Here is a 15,978-nt window from a genome sequence, read left to right as displayed (position 1 = left end):
GTCCGGCTGATCGCCGCCGCTTCATCCCTGATTCTGCAAGCTCGTGCCCGCTCCGAAAATGGCGGCAACGGCTCTGTTCGACCTAAAAAAAATAACAAGAGACCCTGCGATGACTCATCCCACTGCGCCGTACGCACTCCCCGGCCTGATCGCCCTGGCCCTGACCGGCGTCGCCCTCCCCGCCGCAGCCGAAGAAGCCGGTTTCGTCGAAGGTGCCAAGGTCAACCTCAACCTGCGCAACTTCTACATCAACCGCAACTTCACCAACCCGACCAAGGCTCAGGGCAAGGCTGAAGAGTGGACGCAGAACTTCATCCTCGACGCCAAATCCGGCTTCACCCAAGGCACCGTTGGCTTCGGCATGGACGTGCTCGGCCTGTACTCGGTGAAACTCGATGGCGGCAAAGGCACCGGTGGCACGCAACTGCTGCCGCTGGATCACGACGGACGGCCGGCGGACAACTTCGGTCGCACCAACGTCGCGTTCAAGGCCAAGCTCTCTCAGACCGAAATCAAGGTTGGCGAATGGATGCCGGTGCTGCCGATCCTGCGCTCGGATGACGGCCGTTCGCTGCCGCAAACCTTCCGTGGCGGGCAGATCACTTCGAAGGAAATCAACGGGCTGACCCTGTACGGCGGGCAGTTCCGCGCCAACAGCCCGCGCGACGACAGCAGCATGAGCGACATGTCGATGACCGGCAAAGCGGCGTTCACCTCTGATCGCTTCAACTTTCAGGGCGGCGAGTACGTTTTCAACGAAAAACGCACGCAGATCGGCCTGTGGAACGCCGAACTCAAGGACATCTACAGCCAGCAATACCTCAACCTGATTCACAGCCAGCCACTCGGCGACTGGACGCTGGGCGCCAACCTCGGTTTCTTCTACGGCAAGGACGACGGCAGCGCCCGCGCCGGCGAACTCGACAACAAGACCTGGTCGGGGATGTTCTCGGCCCGCTACGGCGGCAACACCTTCTACGTCGGCCTGCAAAAACTCACCGGCGACAGCGCCTGGATGCGCGTCAACGGCACCAGCGGCGGCACCCTCGCCAACGACAGTTACAACGCCAGCTACGACAACGCTCAGGAACGCTCCTGGCAGGTGCGCCACGACTACAACTTCGCCGCCCTGGGCATCCCCGGCCTGACCCTGATGAACCGCTACATCAGCGGCGACAACGTGCACACCGGAACCATCACCGACGGCAAGGAATGGGGCCGCGAATCGGAACTGGGCTACACCGTGCAGAGCGGCGCCCTGCGCGACCTCAACGTGCGCTGGCGCAACTCGACCATGCGCCGCGATTTCAGCAACAACGAGTTCGACGAAAACCGTCTGATCATCAGCTATCCGATCAGCCTGCTCTGAACCCGCACGCCGGCGCTGCACAAGCGGCGCCGGCATCAACCACTGGTCAGCCCGGACTGGCGATTTGTCGAGGCGCAGATACAGTCAACAGAGTGTGTAAATTCTCCATCCTGCTGTAGGAGCCCTTAGTTTTCTTCCGTTATCTCCGGATGCTGTACGCGAAGCTGCCTTGGCCACGGAGGTCAGGTATGAGCAAGCGAATAGTTATCGTCGGTGGCGGTGTAGGTGGAACCATGCTGGCCAATCAACTGGTCGGCAAGCTGTATCCCGAAGTTCTACGCGGCGACGTCTCGATCACATTGCTGTCCAGTTCTCCCGATCATTACTACAAACCTGCGTTCATGTACGTGGCGTTCAGCCAGTTCTTCGAAGAGGAACTCAAACGTCCGGAACGCTCATTGTTGCGCCCGGAAATCAGTTTCCACGTTGAAGAAGTCACCCGTTTCGACTTTTCCGGGCAGCAATTGCGCACCCGAACCGGCAAGCGCTTCGACTATGATTTTCTGGTGATCGCCACCGGCTGCGTGCCGTCGCCGGAACGCATCGCGGGTCTGCAAGAAGCCGGCGACCACTTCTATCAATACCTTCCTGCCCGGCAGCTGGCGCAACGCCTGAACAGCATCGAAAAAGGCCGGATTTTCATTACCGTGTCCTTCCCGCAGACACCGAACGTCCCGCACCAATGCGGAATCGCGCCCGTGGAAACGACATTGATGCTGGATGATTTGTTGCGTCGTCGAGGTGTTCGCGAGCAGGTGGAAATCATCTACACCTACCCGACGGTTGCCCAGCTATTGCGCAATTGTCTGTTCTTGCAGCGCCCCACGGGTGAAATTCTGCCGAGCATTTTTGCCCGGAAAAACATTCAATTTCAGCGCGGCTTCACCCTGAGCCATGTGGATCCCGATGCAAAAGTCGCCCACTCAGCCGAGGGCGACGCGCAACCCTTCGACATTCTGATGGCTACTCCACCCATCCAGGCCGTCGAGGTGGTGCGTGGGTGCGGCATCTCACAAGCCGCCAATGATGAAGGATGGCTGCCGACCAATCACGAAACGCTGCAGGTCTACGGTCTGGAGAATGTCTACGTGATCGGCGACACCGTCGACCTGCCGGTCAGCAAGGCCGGCGGCGCCTGTCATAACCAGGCGCCGGTGATCGCCAACAACATCACCGCCCAGATCCGTCTTGGCGCACCCAACTCGGTATACGACGGTCGGGTACAGGCGGTAGCCCAAATGGGCCTGAATGCCGGGATGCCACTCTGGTACGACTACGCCCACGATGTGTTGCCGACACCCCCGACCAAATTGGGCGGTCTGCTCAGAAACGGTTTCAATCGCGGTCTTTACTGGGCGGTGGCCCGGGGAATGCTTTGACCCTGCACAGGGAGGAGTGATTGCTCATGAACATGCCCGAGGAAATGTCAGCCACGCCCGGGTTCACTGCCTTGATGGCAAAACTGCAACCGTTAATCGATGGCGGACGCCTGGAGAATATTGTCGACCTGCTTTCCCTGGTTTCCGATATCGCCGATCTGCTCGACGCGGCCATGGTGGAAAAACTCGCGCAATTGTTCGAGAGCGGCACTGCCGCCACCTGGACAGTCAGTAATGCAGTGCGCAAGGCCAAAGCCGAAGTATCGGCACAGTCAGCGGCGCCGGGCACTCTGGCGTTGCTCAAACTGCTGAATGAAGAGGACACACGCAAAGGCGTGGCCGTTGTCCTGAAAACCCTCAACGTCATTGGACGACAACTGTAAATCCGCCAGAGAGGACCTCCTCATGAGCGCCAAACTCGAAACGGCAGGGAACGCCTGCACCCACTGGGACGCCAAGGCGTACCAGCAGTTTTCCCGTCTCAGGCAACGCCCGGTCAACGAATTGCTCGACCGTATCGATCTGCTCGACCCCAGACGAATTTATGACCTGGGCTGCGGCACCGGCATCGCCACTCAACTGCTGGCCGAGCGCTGGCCGCGTGCGCAGTTGCTGGGTGTCGACAGCTCGCGGCAGATGCTTGATCAGGCCCGGTGCCTGCCGATCAACGCCCAATGGCAAGAGTGCGACCTGCTCGACTGGCAACCTGAACAACCGGCCGATCTGCTGCTCGCGGCGGCGGTGCTGCATTTCATTGGCGATCATCAACACCTGCTGCCGCGCCTGCTGGGGTATCTGCGCCCGGGCGGCTGTCTGGCGGTGCACATGCCGGACTGGCGCGATGCCTTGTGGTATCGATTGATGCTCGACACCCTCGACGACGCGGGACCGGGACACACCCCCATCGGCACACCGCAACTGCGCCAGTGCATGGCTGCGCGGTCATTGTTGACACTGGAGGACTATTACCGCGTGCTGGCGCCGCTGACCACGTCGCTGGAGATCTGGGAAACCGAGCAATTGCAGGTGGTTGGCGGCAAATCGCCGGTGTACGACTGGGTGAAGGTCTCGGCGCTGCGGCCGGTGATGCAGACGCTGACGTCTCAGGAACAGGCGCGGTTTATCTATCACTTCCTGATGCGGGTGCATAAACATTACCCGCCGGAGAAAAACGGGCAGACTCTGTTTCCGTTCAAGCGGATTTTCATTGTAGCCAGGGTGTGATGTGTCACGACAAATATCGCCATCGCGAGCAGGCTCACTCCTACAGATGAACGCGTTCCATTGTAGGAGTGAGCCTGCTCGCGAAGGCGTAAGTTCAGGCACCATCACTCCCGGGATTCGACTCCCAGCTCATCCCACACCGACTCCGCCAGATGGAACGTCGCATTCGCCGCCGGGATCCCGCAATAAATCGCGCTCTGCATGATCACTTCCTTGATCTCGCTCCGGCTCACACCGTTGTTGGCCGCCGCACGCAGATGCAATTTCAGCTCGGCCTCGCGGTTCATCCCGATCAGCATGGCGATGGTGATCAGGCTGCGCGTGTGCCGTGGCAGGCCCGGACGGGTCCAGATGTCGCCCCAGGCGTGACGCGTGATCATCTCCTGGAATTCCGAGTTGAACTCGGTCAGCGCATTCAGGCTGCGATCGACGTGAGCATCGCCCAATACTGCACGGCGGACTTGCAGGCCTTCGTCGTAACGTTGCTTCTCGTCCACAAACTTCCCCTCACTGAGCGTTCAGAAACGCCAACACACGATCACTGAAAGCGGCACCGGCCTGCACGTTGGACAGGTGCGCGGCATAGAACTCGGCGTACTCGGCGCCGCGCACATGCTCCCGAATGAAATGCCCACCGGACGGTGGCGTCACCGCATCTTCGGTACCCGCGATCACCAGCAGCGGCAGGTTGATCGAGGCCAGTTGCTCACGGAAATCGGCATCGCGCACCGCCGCGCAATTGGCCGCATAACCTTCAGGCGAAGTCGCCGCGAGCATGTCGGTGATCTTCTTCGCCGCGGCCGGATTGGCCGCGGAAAAACCAGGCGTGAACCAACGGGCAATCGACGCATCACGCAGTGCGACCATCGCTGCCGGGCCATCACGCAGCACGGTTTCGATGCGCGGATTCCACACCGACGGGTCGCCGATCTTCGCGGCGGTGTTGCACACAATCAGTTTGTGCAGACGATGACCGGCATTGATCCCCAGCCACTGGCCGATCAAGCCGCCCATCGACAGTCCGCAAAAATGCGCACGCTCGATGTGCAGCGCATCGAGCAGACTCAGCACGTCGCGGCCCAGTTGCTCGATGCTGTAAGGCCCCGGCGTCACCAGCGACTGGCCGTGACCACGGGTGTCGAAACGCAGCACCCGGAAATACTCGGTGAACGCCGGCATCTGCGCGTCCCACATGTGCAGGTCGGTGCCCAGCGAGTTGGACAGCACCAGCACCGGCGCATCGACCGGGCCTTCAATAACGTAATGCAGTTCGCCATCGGCGAGTTGAACGAAAGCCACAGCCCTCTCCTTTCAAACAGACAATGCGTTGTGTTCGGCCACCGCGCGCTCGACCCAGACTTGCGCCTGGCCGAGGTAATGCGCGGGGTCGAGCAGATGATCCAGTTCGGTGCTGCTCAGTTCGGCGGTCACTTGCGGCTCGTCGCCGAGTACCGCACGCAGGTGGCGCTGTTCGGCCACCGCGCGTTTGCAACATTGTTCGAGCAGGTGATGCGCAGTGTCGCGGCCGACCCGCTGCGCGAGGACGATGCTCACCGCTTCGGCCAGCACCAGCCCTTGGGTCAATTGCAGATTGCGCGCCATGCGCTCGGCATCGACTTCCAGACCATCGGCCAGCAAGCACGCCTGTTGCAGCGCACCGGACACCAGGCAGCAGATCTCCGGCAGGGTTTCCCATTCGGCATGCCAAAGACCGAGGCTGCGTTCGTGCTCCTGCGGCATGGCGCTGAACAGCGTCGAGACCAGCCCCGGTACCCGCGTCGCCGCGCCGATCAACACCGCCGCGCCGACCGGATTGCGCTTGTGCGGCATGGTCGAGGAACCGCCCTTACCCGGTGCCGACGGCTCGAACACTTCCGCCGCTTCGGTCTGCATCAACAGACTGACGTCGCGCCCGAGCTTGCCGAGGCTGCCGGCGATCAAACCGAGTACCGCGCCGAACTCGACGATGCGATCACGCTGGGTGTGCCACGGTTGCTCAGGCAAAGTCAGTTGCAGCTCTTCGGCCAGCGCCTGAGCGATCGGCAATGCTTGCTCGCCGAGCGCCGCGAGGGTGCCGGAAGCGCCGCCGAATTGCAGCACCAGCAGCCGTGGTTTGAGTTCGCGCAGACGCTGACGGCTGCGGGTTACCGCGCCGAGCCAACCGGCGATCTTCATCCCGAGGGTCACGGGCGTGGCGTGCTGCAGCCAAGTGCGCCCGGCCAGTGGCGTCGTCGCATGCCGTTTGGCTTGGGTGGCGAGCGAATCGGCGAGCGCTGCCAGATCGCTTTCAATCAGCTCCAGCGCCTGCCGCAATTGCAGGACCAGCCCGGAATCCATCACATCCTGACTGGTCGCCCCCAGATGCACATAACGCTCGGCCTCGGCACTGCTCGCGGCAATCTGCTTGCCCAACGCCTTGACCAGTGGAATCGCCGAGTTACCGGCCGTGGCAATCGCCTCGCCCAGCGCCGCGAAGTCATACAGACCGGCATTGCAAGCGGCGGCAATCGGCGCCACGGCAGACGCCGGAATCACCCCGACCCGCGCCTCGGCCCGGGCCAGCGCCGCTTCGAAATCAAGCATGGCCTGCACCCGGCCCTGATCGCAGAACACCTCGCGCATATCGCGGGCCGTGAAGTAGGCATCGAACAATTGATTGCCGGGTCGCTGAGTCATAAACAGTCCTTGCCGGCGCGGGCCAATGCGGCCCGCGCACATCGGTTTACAGATCGTGGTGCAAGTACGCCGCCTGTTTCGGCAGGCGCAGGCTGAACAGGAACGCCACCGCCATCATCACCGTGACGTACCAGTAGAACGCGTTTTCCATGCCCCCGGCTTTCAGGCTCAGGGCCACGTATTCCGCCGAACCGCCGAAGATCGCGTTGGCCACCGCATAGGCCAGACCGACGCCGAGGGCGCGGACTTCCGGCGGGAACATTTCGGCTTTCACCAGGCCGCTGATCGAGGTGTAGAAACTGACAATCGCCAGCGCCACGGTGATCAGCACAAAGGCCAGAATCGGGCTGCTGATGCTTTTCAGGCTCAACAGGATCGGCACAGTGAACAGCGTGCCGAGCGCGCCGAACCAGAGCATCGAATTACGTCGGCCGATCTTGTCGGCGAGCATGCCGAACAGCGGCTGCATGCACATGTACAGGAACAGCGCGCCGGTCATGATGTAGCTGGCGGTCTTGGCGTGCATGCCGGCGGTGTTCACCAGGTACTTCTGCATATACGTGGTGAAGGTGTAGAAAATCAGCGAGCCACCGGCGGTGTAACCGAGCACGGTGATGAACGCGGCTTTGTGATCACGGAACAGCGCGCGGATGCTGCCGGCGTCCTTGTTCTCGCGCATTTCCTTGCTGGTGGTTTCTTTCAGGGAGCGACGCAGGAACAGCGAAATCACCGCCGCCACCGCACCGACCACAAACGGAATCCGCCAGCCGTAAGCACGCAGTTCATCTTCATTGAGGAACTGTTGCAGGATCACCACCAGCGACACCGCCAGCAGTTGCCCGCCAATCAGCGTCACGTACTGGAACGAGGCAAAAAAGCCGCGCTGGCCCTTGAGCGCGACTTCACTCATGTAGGTGGCGGTGGTGCCATATTCGCCACCCACCGACAGGCCTTGCAGCAGCCGCGCGAACAATAACAGCAGCGGTGCCCAGACGCCGATGCTGGCGTAAGTCGGCAGACAGGCGATGAGCAGGGAGCCGAAACACATCATCAGCACCGAAATCATCATCGAGGTCTTGCGGCCCTTCTTGTCCGCCAGCCGCCCGAAAATCCAGCCGCCAATCGGGCGCATCAGAAACCCGGCAGCGAACACCCCGGCCGTGTTGACCAGTTGCACCGTGGGGTTGTCGGAGGGGAAAAACGCCGGGGCGAAATAGATCGCGCAGAAGGCGTAGACGTAGAAGTCGAACCATTCGACCAGGTTGCCGGACGAGGCACCGACAATGGCGAAGATGCGCTTGCTGCGCTCCTCGCCGGTGTAATGAGCGGTGGTAGTGGTCATTGTTTTTTACTCTGAAGGGACAGGTGAGAGTCTAGACACACTTCGCAACAGTCCCGTTCCACAGTTCCATCTGCAACACAGTTCTCCGCTGTGGGAGCGAGCCTGCTCGCGAAGAGGGAGTGCCAGACGACATTTACGTTGGCTGACCCACCGCTTTCGCGAGCAGGCTCGCTCCCACAGGGGATTGGGGCGAACTTCAGTAATCGAAGAACACCGTCTCAGCCTCAGTGCCCTGCAAAATCACATTCCACTGATACACACCCGCCGCATCCGGCTTCGCCAGCAACGTCCCGCGGCGCTCCGCCGGCACACATTCCAGCAGCGGATCTTTGACGTTCGCCGGGTCGCCTTCGAAGTAGATGCGTGTCAGCAAGTGCTTGACCAGACCACGGGCAAACACCAGCACCACCAGATGCGGCGCCTGGGTCGAGCCCTTCAGGCCTTCGACCGTGCCCGGTTTGATCGTGGTGAAACGGAAGCGCCCTTCGGCGTCCACCGGCACCCGGCCAAAACCTTCGAAGTGCGGGTCCAGCGGTTTGTCCTGCTCGTCTTCCGGGTGCGCGTACTTGCCGGCGGCGTTGGCCTGCCAGACTTCGAGCATCGCGTCGTTGACCACATCGCCGTTGCCGTCAACGACTTGGCCGGTGATCGCCACGCGCTCGCCGAGGGTTTGTTCGACCGCGAGGTTTTCGCGATTCAGCCAGGTCAGGCCGATGTGGTAGTACGGCCCGACGGTGTGGGACGTGGTGGCAGTCAGCGTCATCTTATTTCTCCATCGGCGTGGCGTCGCGGCCGCGCAAGACGATGTCCCAGCGATAGCCGAGGGCGTAGGACGGAATGGTTTTTTCCAGATCGAAAGCGGCGATCAGACGTTCCTTGGCGGAGGTGTCCGGCACGCAGTTATAGATCGGGTCGTAGGCCAGCAGCGGGTCGCCGGGGAAGTACATCTGCGTCACCAGACGGGTGAGAATGCTCGGCCCGAACAGCGAGAAATGGATGTGCGCCGGGCGCCACGCGTTGTGGTGGTTACCCCACGGATAGGCGCCGGGCTTGATGGTCTGGAACTGATACCAGCCGTCGGCGTCGGTCACGGTGCGGCCGGTGCCGGTGAAGTTCGGGTCCAGCGGTGCGTCGTGCAGGTCGCGCTTGTGGTTGTAGCGACCGGCGGCGTTGGCCTGCCAGATCTCCACCAGAATCCCCGGCACCGGCAAACCGTTTTCGTCGAGCACACGGCCGTGAATGATGATGCGCTCGCCCAACGGCTCGCCGTCGTGCTGGGCGGTCAGGTCGTTGTCCTTCTCGGCGACGCGTTCGGCACCGATGGTCGGGCCGGTGATCTCCGACAACGAATGCGGCAGAAACACCAACGGCTTGGACGGCGAGCGCAGGTTGGTGGATTGATACGTCGGGTGCAGGTATTCAGGCTGGGTGCCTTCCTGCGGACGACGGTAGCCAGGCTTGTCAGTCATTTCGCTTTCCTCAGTTCTTATCAGTCGACGCGCTGCGTCAGACGCGTTCGATGGCCAGGGCCAGACCCTGCCCGACGCCGACGCACATGGTCGCCAGACCTTTCTTGCCGCCGGTCTTTTCCAGCTGATGCAACGCGGTCAGCACCAGTCGCGCCCCGCTCATGCCCAACGGGTGGCCCAAGGCAATCGCGCCACCGTTCGGGTTGACCTGCGGCGCATCGTCGGCCAGACCCAATTCACGCAGCACTGCCAGGCCTTGGCTGGCGAAGGCTTCGTTGAGTTCGATCACATCGAAATCGCTGACCGCCACGCCGAGACGCTCGATCAGTTTGCGCACCGCCGGCACCGGGCCGATACCCATCACCCTAGGTGCAACACCGGCGCTGGCCATACCCAGCACTTTGGCCCGTGCTGTCAGGCCGTGTTTTTTCACCGCTTCCGCCGACGCGAGAATCAGCGCGGCGGCGCCGTCGTTGACCCCGGACGCGTTGCCGGCGGTGACGGTCTTGTCCGGGCCGTTGACCGGTTTGAGTTTGGTCAGCGCTTCAAGCGTGGTGTCGGCGCGCGGGTGTTCGTCCTGGCTGACCACGGTTTCGCCCTTCTTGTGGGCGATCCGTACTTCGACGATCTCCTCGGCGAAATAGCCCGCCGCTTGTGCAGCGGCCGTGCGTTGCTGACTGCGCAGGGCGAAAGCGTCCTGGTCGGCGCGCGACACTTTATAGTCGTCGGCGACGTTGTCGGCGGTCTGCGGCATCGCGTCGACGCCGTACTGGGCTTTCATCAGCGGGTTGATGAAACGCCAGCCAATGGTGGTGTCTTCCAGTTTCATGTTGCGCGAGAACGCTGCGTCCGCCTTGCCCATCACGAACGGCGCGCGGGACATCGACTCGACGCCGCCGGCAATCGCCAGCTCCATCTCGCCGCTGGCGATCGCACGGAAAGCAGTTCCGATCGCGTCCATGCCCGAAGCGCAGAGACGGTTGAGGGTCACGCCCGGCACGCTGTCCGGCAGCCCCGCCAGCAGCAGCGCCATGCGCGCCACGTTGCGGTTGTCTTCACCAGCCTGGTTGGCGCAGCCGAGGAACACTTCGTCGATCGCGTTCCAGTCCACCGAGGGATTGCGTTCCATCAGCGCCTTGATCGGCACGGCGGCCAGATCGTCGGCGCGCACGGCGGACAAACCGCCGCCAAAACGGCCGATGGGGGTGCGAATCGCGTCGCAGATATACACGTCACGCATCATGCTTCTCCCGGTGCCTGGCCGTGGGCGGCGGCGGTGCGCGCTTCGAGATCGCGCAGTGCAGTGAGTTCGACTTCGGTCGGTGCCGCCGTGGTTTCAACGTTGTCGGCAAAGCGGATCGCCCAACCGGTGGCGGCGACCACTTGCTCGCGGGTCACGCCCGGATGCAGGGCGGTGACCACGAATTCGTGGGTGCCCTGCTCCGGTTCCATGATGCACAGGTCGGTAATGATCCCGACCGGGCCGGCACCCGGCAGGCCCAGACGCTTGCGCGAATCGCCGCCCTCGCCATGACCGACCGAGGTAATGAAGTCGAGCTTGTCGACGAACGAACGCGCCGACTGCTTGAGGATGATCAATACGCTCTTCGCCGAACCGGCGATTTCCGGCGCGCCACCGGCACCCGGCAGGCGCACTTTCGGCGCGTGATAGTCGCCGACCACAGTGGTGTTGATGTTGCCGAAACGGTCGACCTGCGCGGCGCCGAGAAAACCGACGTCGATGCGCCCACCCTGCAGCCAATAGCGAAAAATCTCACCGGTCGGCACGACGGTGTCGGCGGTTTCCGCCAGTTCACCATCACCGATCGACAGGGGCAGCACGCTCGGCTTGGCGCCAATCGGACCCGATTCGTAGATCAGCACCACGTCCGGCGACGAAGTCAGGCGCGCAAGGTTGGCGGCTTTCGACGGCAGGCCGATGCCGACGAAGCACACCGAGCCGTTCTTCAGGCGACGGGCCGCAGCGACGGTCATCATTTCATTGGTGGTGTAAGTCATTACTTGGCCTCCGAAGCAGCGGCCAACTTGGCCTGAAACTCGCTGAAGTCAGCGCAGCCATGGATGTATTCGTTGATCCACGCGGTAAACGTCTCACGGTCGCGGGCGATCGGATCCCACGCCTGATAGAAGCGATTGTCACGCTCGGTGTAACCGTGGGCGTAGGACGGATGCGCGCCGCCGGGTACGTGGCAAACCGCGCTCAAGGCCCAGGTCGGCAGCACGCAAGCGTTCATCGGGGCGTTGAGGTTGTCGACGATTTCCTCGACGGTGACGATGCAGCGCTTGGCCGCCAGTGCCGCTTCTTTCTGCACGCCGAGAATGCCCCACAGCAGCACGTTGCCCTGACGGTCGGCTTTCTGCGCGTGGATCACGGTGACGTCCGGACGCACCGACGGCACGGCCGCCAGCACTTCACCGGTGAACGGGCAGGTCACGGACTTGATCAGCGGGTTGACCTTCGGCAGGTCGGAACCGGCGTAGGCCCGCAGCACGGCGAACGGTAGGCCGGAAGCGCCGGCGACGTAGGCGTTGGCCAGGTCGGCGTGGCTGTGCTCTTCGATTTCCAGCGCATGCGGCCATTGTTTCTCGACCGCGTCGCGCAGACGGTGCAGCGAACCCACGCCAGGGTTGCCACCCCAGGAGAAGATCAGCTTGCGTGCACAACCGGCGCCGATCAGTTGGTCGTAGATCAGGTCAGGCGTCATCCGCACCAGGGTCAGATCTTTCTTGCCCTGCCGAATGATTTCATGACCTGCCGCCGTAGGGATCAGGTGAGTGAAGCCTTCGAGCGCGACGGTGTCGCCGTCGTTGACGAATTGCTTCACCGCGTCGTGCAGCGAAAGGATCTCAGCCATGGAGCAGGCTCCCGTTTTTTGTAGTGAATCGCCAGTGATAAAAAGGCGCGAGGTTCAGCGCCGGAGTCACTGAAGATTAAGCCGCTGAAAATCGCCAAACAATCCGATAATCGACTGAGTGTTCGTTTATCGAACGGATTGTTACTCCCCTAACTATCTCCTCATTCGCGAGCAGGCTCGCTCCCACATTGGAATGCATTTCAAAATGTGGGAGCGAGCCTGCTCGCGAAAGGGCCGGCACATTCAACAAATATTCCGACGCTTAAACTCAAGTCGCATCCGCATGACTGACCATGCCTTTGATCACCACCGCCGTCGTCGCCAACGCCGCCGGAATCACCAGCGCCGTCAGCACCTGCTCGAAATTCCAGCCCAACCCCAGCAACGTCGCGCCCATCCACGCCCCGAGAATCGCGCCAAAGCGGCCAATCCCGAGCATCCACGAGACCCCGGTCGCGCGCCCCTGGGTCGGATAAAACCGTGCCGCCAGAGACGGCATCGCCGATTGCGCGCCGTTGACGCACATACCCGCCACCAACACCAAGGTCGCGAGCAATGTGATATTGCCCAGGCTCTGCCCCACCGCGTAGGCAAACACCCCGGCCAGCAGGTAGAACGTGCCGATGACCTTGTGCGGATTGAAGCGATCCATCGCCCAACCCACAGCGACCGCACTCAACACCCCGCCAAACTGGAACAACGCGCCAATGAACGCCGCCTGCTCCATGCTCGCGCCGCTGTCACGCATCAGGGTCGGCAGCCAACTGGTCAGCAGATAAACGATGACCAGGCCCATGAAGTAGGTCAGCCACAGCAGCAAGGTGCCGACGCTGTAGGTGCCGGAGAAAATCACCGCGAACACATTGCGCGCCTTGACGGTTTTCTGTTCCGGCACGCTGAAACTCGAGGCCTGCGCGACGGTGACCGGATCGATCGGCGACAAGGTCTTGCGTACTTTGTCGGTGCCGCGATTGCGCACCACCAGAAAACGCGCCGACTCCGGCAGCCAGAACAGCAGCACCACCGCGAGGATCAGCGGCAGGATCCCGCCGATCAGCAGCAGGCTGTGCCAGCCGAACGCCGGGATCAGCTTCGCCGAAATGAATCCGCCACCGGCCATGCCGAGGTTGAAGCCGCAGAACATGCTGGTCACCAGCAAGGATTTCTTGCGCTCCGGGGTGTATTCCGAGAGCAGCGTGGTGGCGTTGGGCATGCCGGCGCCCAGACCGAGGCCGGTGAGGAAGCGCAACACCAGCAGTTGCTCGACGTTGGTGCTGTAGGCCGAGGCCAGGCTGAAAGCGCCGAACAACAGCACCGCGCCAACCAGCACCACTTTGCGCCCGAAGCGGTCAGCCAGCGGGCCGGAACCCAGTGCGCCGAAGACCATGCCGATCAACGCGGCGCTCATTACCGGGCCAAGGCTGGCGCGGTCGATGCCCCAGTCCTGGGACAGTGCCGGCGCGATAAACCCCATCGCCGCGGTGTCGAGACCATCGAGAAATACAATCAGGAAACACAGGATCACCACCCGCCACTGATAGCGCGAGATCGGTTGGGCATTGATGAAGGTCTGCACGTCGAGGCAGTTACCTACAGCGGACTGAGGCTGGTTCATTATTTTTATTCCACGCAAAAAACGCAGTCGAACGGCGGCCGGCCAAAGAGCGGCACGGTCACAAGAATAGAAGATCGAAATCAGGCGTTGCGGTGAATCCGGCAACAGGGAATGGAGCTGAGACAGTCGGGGAGCATGCGCATGGTGAGTTGCCTCTTGTCATTATTATGGGAGTCGACAATCCGGCAGGCTCATTCAAATCTGCGCCGGATGACGCTGCCGCGACATTAATGATCCGGGGCTTTTAGCGTCAATTCGATAAACGCAACACTGTGCGTTTATCGAACAGCTTCATCAGGCGAACAACTGCGCGCTGAGGTCGCGGCTGGCACTGAGCAGGCCCGGCAGGAAGCGTTGTTCCAGTTCGGTACGGCTGACGCGGCCGGCGTGGGTGCTGACATTAAGCGCCGCCACCACCTGGCCCGACGCATCGTAAACCGGCACGGCAATCGAACGCAGGCCTTGTTCGAGTTCCTGATCGACGATGCACCAGCCCTGCTGCCGTACTTCCTGCAGGCATTCGAGCAGACTTTCGGGGGTGTGCAGCGTGCGGCTGGTCTTGGCCACCAGTTCGGCATGGTCGAGGTATTCGCGCAGCGAGGTGTCGTCCAGCGCCGCCAGCAGGATGCGGCCCATCGATGTGCAATAGGCCGGCAGACGCCCGCCCACCGACAGGTCCACCGAGATCAGCCGTTGCGTGGTCGCCGAGCGGGCGATGTACAAAATGTCGTCACCTTCGAGCGTGGCCATGTTGCAGGCTTCGTGCAGTTGCTCGCTCATGCGGTCGAGGTACGGCTGGGCCGACACCGCCAGCGGCGTCGACGACAGATACGCGTGGCCGAGGGTCAGCACTTTGGGCAACAACGAGTACGTGCGGCCATCGGTGGTGGCGTAACCCAGTTTGATCAGTGTATGCAGGCAACGGCGCACGGCGGCGCGGGGAATTTCCGTGCGGTGGCTGATCTGGGCGATGGTCAGGTGCCGCTTGCGCTCCTGAAACGCCTGCACCACCGCCAGGCCACGGGCCAGCGAGGTCATGAAATCCGGATCGCCGGTCAGCGCCTGGATGCGTTTGGCCGGCGAAGCGACGATCGGCGGCGCCACGGAGGTGAAGGAGTTGCGCAGTTGATCGTTCATTTCTTGTCCTTTTTTGCGGCACGAATCAATGGCTATACAAGCGGCTCGCCAGCAGATGCACAAGAGTCGAGACACCAAGATTGGGCGATTATCGAACCGCCGACCGATTATCGCAATCCATCAGCCTCTGTCCTTCTTGGCTTCTTCATTGGTTCACCTGCCTGTTCATCCAACTTCGCATGCCTCATTAGTTGATCGACTTAATGGCGCCAGAAACTGAACGCGAGTCCTTAAAAGGTTTCGGCGAATTTCAACTAGCGATAAAACTTGTCAGTAACAAAACGATCACACATCCCGAACCGTTTTTAACTTGGCAAAGATAGTCATTCCCGAATCGACCGCTATAATGCACCTCAGTGGCGCCACGTTTTCACTGGCCGAGGGTGCCACCCGCTGACCCGATGCCTATTGCCGTCAGCCCGGCCAGCGCCTGACGCTCATTATTCATGCACCGCCAGCGCGCTTGCTGAAACAGGAAACTGATGCTGCGTCAGTTTTAATCTGGTGCCGTAGCCGCCTGCAACATGGAAGTCTTGATCGCCCTGCCGATAACGCCAATGCCTGAACCGGCATGGCCCTTTGGTGGACGTGTTCAATCGACTCGTTGCCGTGCGTTTCACCAGATATTTATCTCAACTCAAACAGGTAGCACTGTGACGAAAGACGAACTGCGCGCGGAACTTGAGCGCCAGGAACAACGTTACAAGGAAGTTTACGGCGGGGAAGTCACCACCTACGCCGCGCAACCCGAACCGGAACGCAAGGCATGGCGCAAACGCCCCACCGTTCAGGATCAGGTTTTCCAGCAAGAACTGAAAAAGATGGAAGAAGAACTCAAAACCGAAGAGCCCTGAACGGGCGATCCTGAGATTTTCGAGGGTCTGCGTCGCC

The 15,978-nt window shown here is 61.6% G+C and carries 16 protein-coding genes; 5 read left to right on the top strand and 11 right to left on the bottom strand.

All coding sequences use genetic code 11. The features are described 5' to 3' along the window. Positions 1–109: 109 nt before the first annotated feature. From ACM6I7_RS23320 to ACM6I7_RS23305, 4 genes are all read left to right on the top strand, one after another. A complete protein-coding gene (locus ACM6I7_RS23320) occupies positions 110–1,369 on the top strand; it encodes an OprD family porin (RefSeq protein ID WP_285373235.1) in 1,260 nt (419 codons plus the stop codon). A gap of 188 nt (positions 1,370–1,557) precedes the next feature. Continuing rightward, positions 1,558–2,748, top strand: a complete 1,191-nt coding sequence (locus ACM6I7_RS23315; protein WP_414889363.1) for an FAD/NAD(P)-binding oxidoreductase — start codon at positions 1,558–1,560, stop codon at positions 2,746–2,748. Positions 2,749–2,774: 26 nt separating this feature from the next. Further along, positions 2,775–3,131 (top strand): hypothetical protein, encoded by a 357-nt coding sequence (locus ACM6I7_RS23310; RefSeq protein ID WP_414889362.1) that lies wholly within the window; start codon positions 2,775–2,777, stop codon positions 3,129–3,131. Positions 3,132–3,153: 22 nt separating this feature from the next. Then, a complete protein-coding gene (locus ACM6I7_RS23305; protein ID WP_414889361.1) occupies positions 3,154–3,972 on the top strand; it encodes a methyltransferase domain-containing protein in 819 nt (272 codons plus the stop codon). A 104-nt stretch (positions 3,973–4,076) separates the two neighbouring features. On the opposite strand, the gene pcaC is transcribed toward ACM6I7_RS23305, so the two are convergent. The 11 genes from pcaC to pcaR all read right to left on the bottom strand — a co-directional run bounded on the left by pcaC (position 4,077) and on the right by pcaR (position 15,087). After that, entirely contained in the window at positions 4,077–4,469 is a 393-nt protein-coding gene (pcaC, locus tag ACM6I7_RS23300) for a 4-carboxymuconolactone decarboxylase (protein ID WP_027614399.1), read from the bottom strand. A 10-nt stretch (positions 4,470–4,479) separates the two neighbouring features. Continuing rightward, complete coding sequence (gene pcaD, locus ACM6I7_RS23295; protein ID WP_414889360.1) at positions 4,480–5,271, bottom strand: 3-oxoadipate enol-lactonase; 792 nt, start codon at positions 5,269–5,271, stop codon at positions 4,480–4,482. Between the two features lie 12 nt (positions 5,272–5,283). Beyond that, positions 5,284–6,648 carry a 3-carboxy-cis,cis-muconate cycloisomerase gene (locus tag ACM6I7_RS23290; protein ID WP_285373240.1) on the bottom strand — a complete coding sequence of 455 codons (1,365 nt, stop codon included), beginning with the start codon at positions 6,646–6,648 and terminating at the stop codon, positions 5,284–5,286. A gap of 46 nt (positions 6,649–6,694) precedes the next feature. Continuing rightward, positions 6,695–7,990: an MFS family transporter gene (locus ACM6I7_RS23285; protein WP_223007614.1), complete on the bottom strand. Its 1,296-nt coding sequence runs from the start codon at positions 7,988–7,990 to the stop codon at positions 6,695–6,697. Between the two features lie 196 nt (positions 7,991–8,186). Beyond that, positions 8,187–8,753: a protocatechuate 3,4-dioxygenase subunit alpha gene (gene pcaG / locus ACM6I7_RS23280; protein WP_414889359.1), complete on the bottom strand. Its 567-nt coding sequence runs from the start codon at positions 8,751–8,753 to the stop codon at positions 8,187–8,189. 1 nt (position 8,754) lies between these two features. Next, positions 8,755–9,459 (bottom strand): protocatechuate 3,4-dioxygenase subunit beta, encoded by a 705-nt coding sequence (gene pcaH / locus ACM6I7_RS23275; protein ID WP_027614394.1) that lies wholly within the window; start codon positions 9,457–9,459, stop codon positions 8,755–8,757. Between the two features lie 37 nt (positions 9,460–9,496). Further along, on the bottom strand, positions 9,497–10,702 hold the full coding sequence (gene pcaF, locus ACM6I7_RS23270; RefSeq protein ID WP_177408942.1) for a 3-oxoadipyl-CoA thiolase: 1,206 nt from the start codon (positions 10,700–10,702) through the stop codon (positions 9,497–9,499). Continuing rightward, the gene (locus ACM6I7_RS23265; RefSeq protein WP_027614392.1) at positions 10,699–11,478 is read right to left on the bottom strand and encodes a CoA-transferase subunit beta; all 780 of its coding nucleotides are present in this window, start codon (positions 11,476–11,478) and stop codon (positions 10,699–10,701) included. The genes pcaF and ACM6I7_RS23265 overlap by 4 nt, the downstream gene beginning before the upstream one ends. Next, complete coding sequence (locus ACM6I7_RS23260) at positions 11,478–12,335, bottom strand: CoA transferase subunit A (protein WP_003222404.1); 858 nt, start codon at positions 12,333–12,335, stop codon at positions 11,478–11,480. Before ACM6I7_RS23260 ends, ACM6I7_RS23265 begins: the two co-directional genes overlap by 1 nt. A 268-nt stretch (positions 12,336–12,603) precedes the next feature. After that, complete coding sequence (locus tag ACM6I7_RS23255) at positions 12,604–13,950, bottom strand: MFS transporter (RefSeq protein WP_027614391.1); 1,347 nt, start codon at positions 13,948–13,950, stop codon at positions 12,604–12,606. Between the two features lie 294 nt (positions 13,951–14,244). Further along, on the bottom strand, positions 14,245–15,087 hold the full coding sequence (pcaR, locus tag ACM6I7_RS23250) for a pca regulon transcriptional regulator PcaR (protein ID WP_414889358.1): 843 nt from the start codon (positions 15,085–15,087) through the stop codon (positions 14,245–14,247). A 653-nt stretch (positions 15,088–15,740) separates the two neighbouring features. Between pcaR and ACM6I7_RS23245 the strand changes: the two genes are divergently transcribed. Continuing rightward, complete coding sequence (locus ACM6I7_RS23245; protein ID WP_003222398.1) at positions 15,741–15,941, top strand: hypothetical protein; 201 nt, start codon at positions 15,741–15,743, stop codon at positions 15,939–15,941. Positions 15,942–15,978: the final 37 nt, after the last annotated feature.

This window comes from Pseudomonas sp. IT-93MI4, assembly GCF_949767635.1.
Lineage (GTDB): Bacteria > Pseudomonadota > Gammaproteobacteria > Pseudomonadales > Pseudomonadaceae > Aquipseudomonas > Aquipseudomonas putida_A.
The sequence above is the reverse complement of the archived record's forward strand: the minus strand, read 5'-3'. Positions and strand labels throughout refer to the sequence as shown.

What these genes read in the sequence shown, in the direction of transcription:
- ACM6I7_RS23320 (WP_285373235.1), top strand. Translation starts at nt 110, where the DNA reads ATGACTCATCCCACTGCGCCGTACGCACTCCCCGGCCTGATCGCCCTG.
- ACM6I7_RS23315 (WP_414889363.1), top strand. Translation starts at nt 1,558, where the DNA reads ATGAGCAAGCGAATAGTTATCGTCGGTGGCGGTGTAGGTGGAACCATG.
- ACM6I7_RS23310 (WP_414889362.1), top strand. Translation starts at nt 2,775, where the DNA reads ATGAACATGCCCGAGGAAATGTCAGCCACGCCCGGGTTCACTGCCTTG.
- ACM6I7_RS23305 (WP_414889361.1), top strand. Translation starts at nt 3,154, where the DNA reads ATGAGCGCCAAACTCGAAACGGCAGGGAACGCCTGCACCCACTGGGAC.
- ACM6I7_RS23290 (WP_285373240.1), bottom strand. Translation starts at nt 6,648, where the DNA reads ATGACTCAGCGACCCGGCAATCAATTGTTCGATGCCTACTTCACGGCC.
- ACM6I7_RS23285 (WP_223007614.1), bottom strand. Translation starts at nt 7,990, where the DNA reads ATGACCACTACCACCGCTCATTACACCGGCGAGGAGCGCAGCAAGCGC.
- pcaG (WP_414889359.1), bottom strand. Translation starts at nt 8,753, where the DNA reads ATGACGCTGACTGCCACCACGTCCCACACCGTCGGGCCGTACTACCAC.
- pcaH (WP_027614394.1), bottom strand. Translation starts at nt 9,459, where the DNA reads ATGACTGACAAGCCTGGCTACCGTCGTCCGCAGGAAGGCACCCAGCCT.
- pcaF (WP_177408942.1), bottom strand. Translation starts at nt 10,702, where the DNA reads ATGATGCGTGACGTGTATATCTGCGACGCGATTCGCACCCCCATCGGC.
- ACM6I7_RS23265 (WP_027614392.1), bottom strand. Translation starts at nt 11,478, where the DNA reads ATGACTTACACCACCAATGAAATGATGACCGTCGCTGCGGCCCGTCGC.
- ACM6I7_RS23260 (WP_003222404.1), bottom strand. Translation starts at nt 12,335, where the DNA reads ATGGCTGAGATCCTTTCGCTGCACGACGCGGTGAAGCAATTCGTCAAC.
- ACM6I7_RS23255 (WP_027614391.1), bottom strand. Translation starts at nt 13,950, where the DNA reads ATGAACCAGCCTCAGTCCGCTGTAGGTAACTGCCTCGACGTGCAGACC.
- pcaR (WP_414889358.1), bottom strand. Translation starts at nt 15,087, where the DNA reads ATGAACGATCAACTGCGCAACTCCTTCACCTCCGTGGCGCCGCCGATC.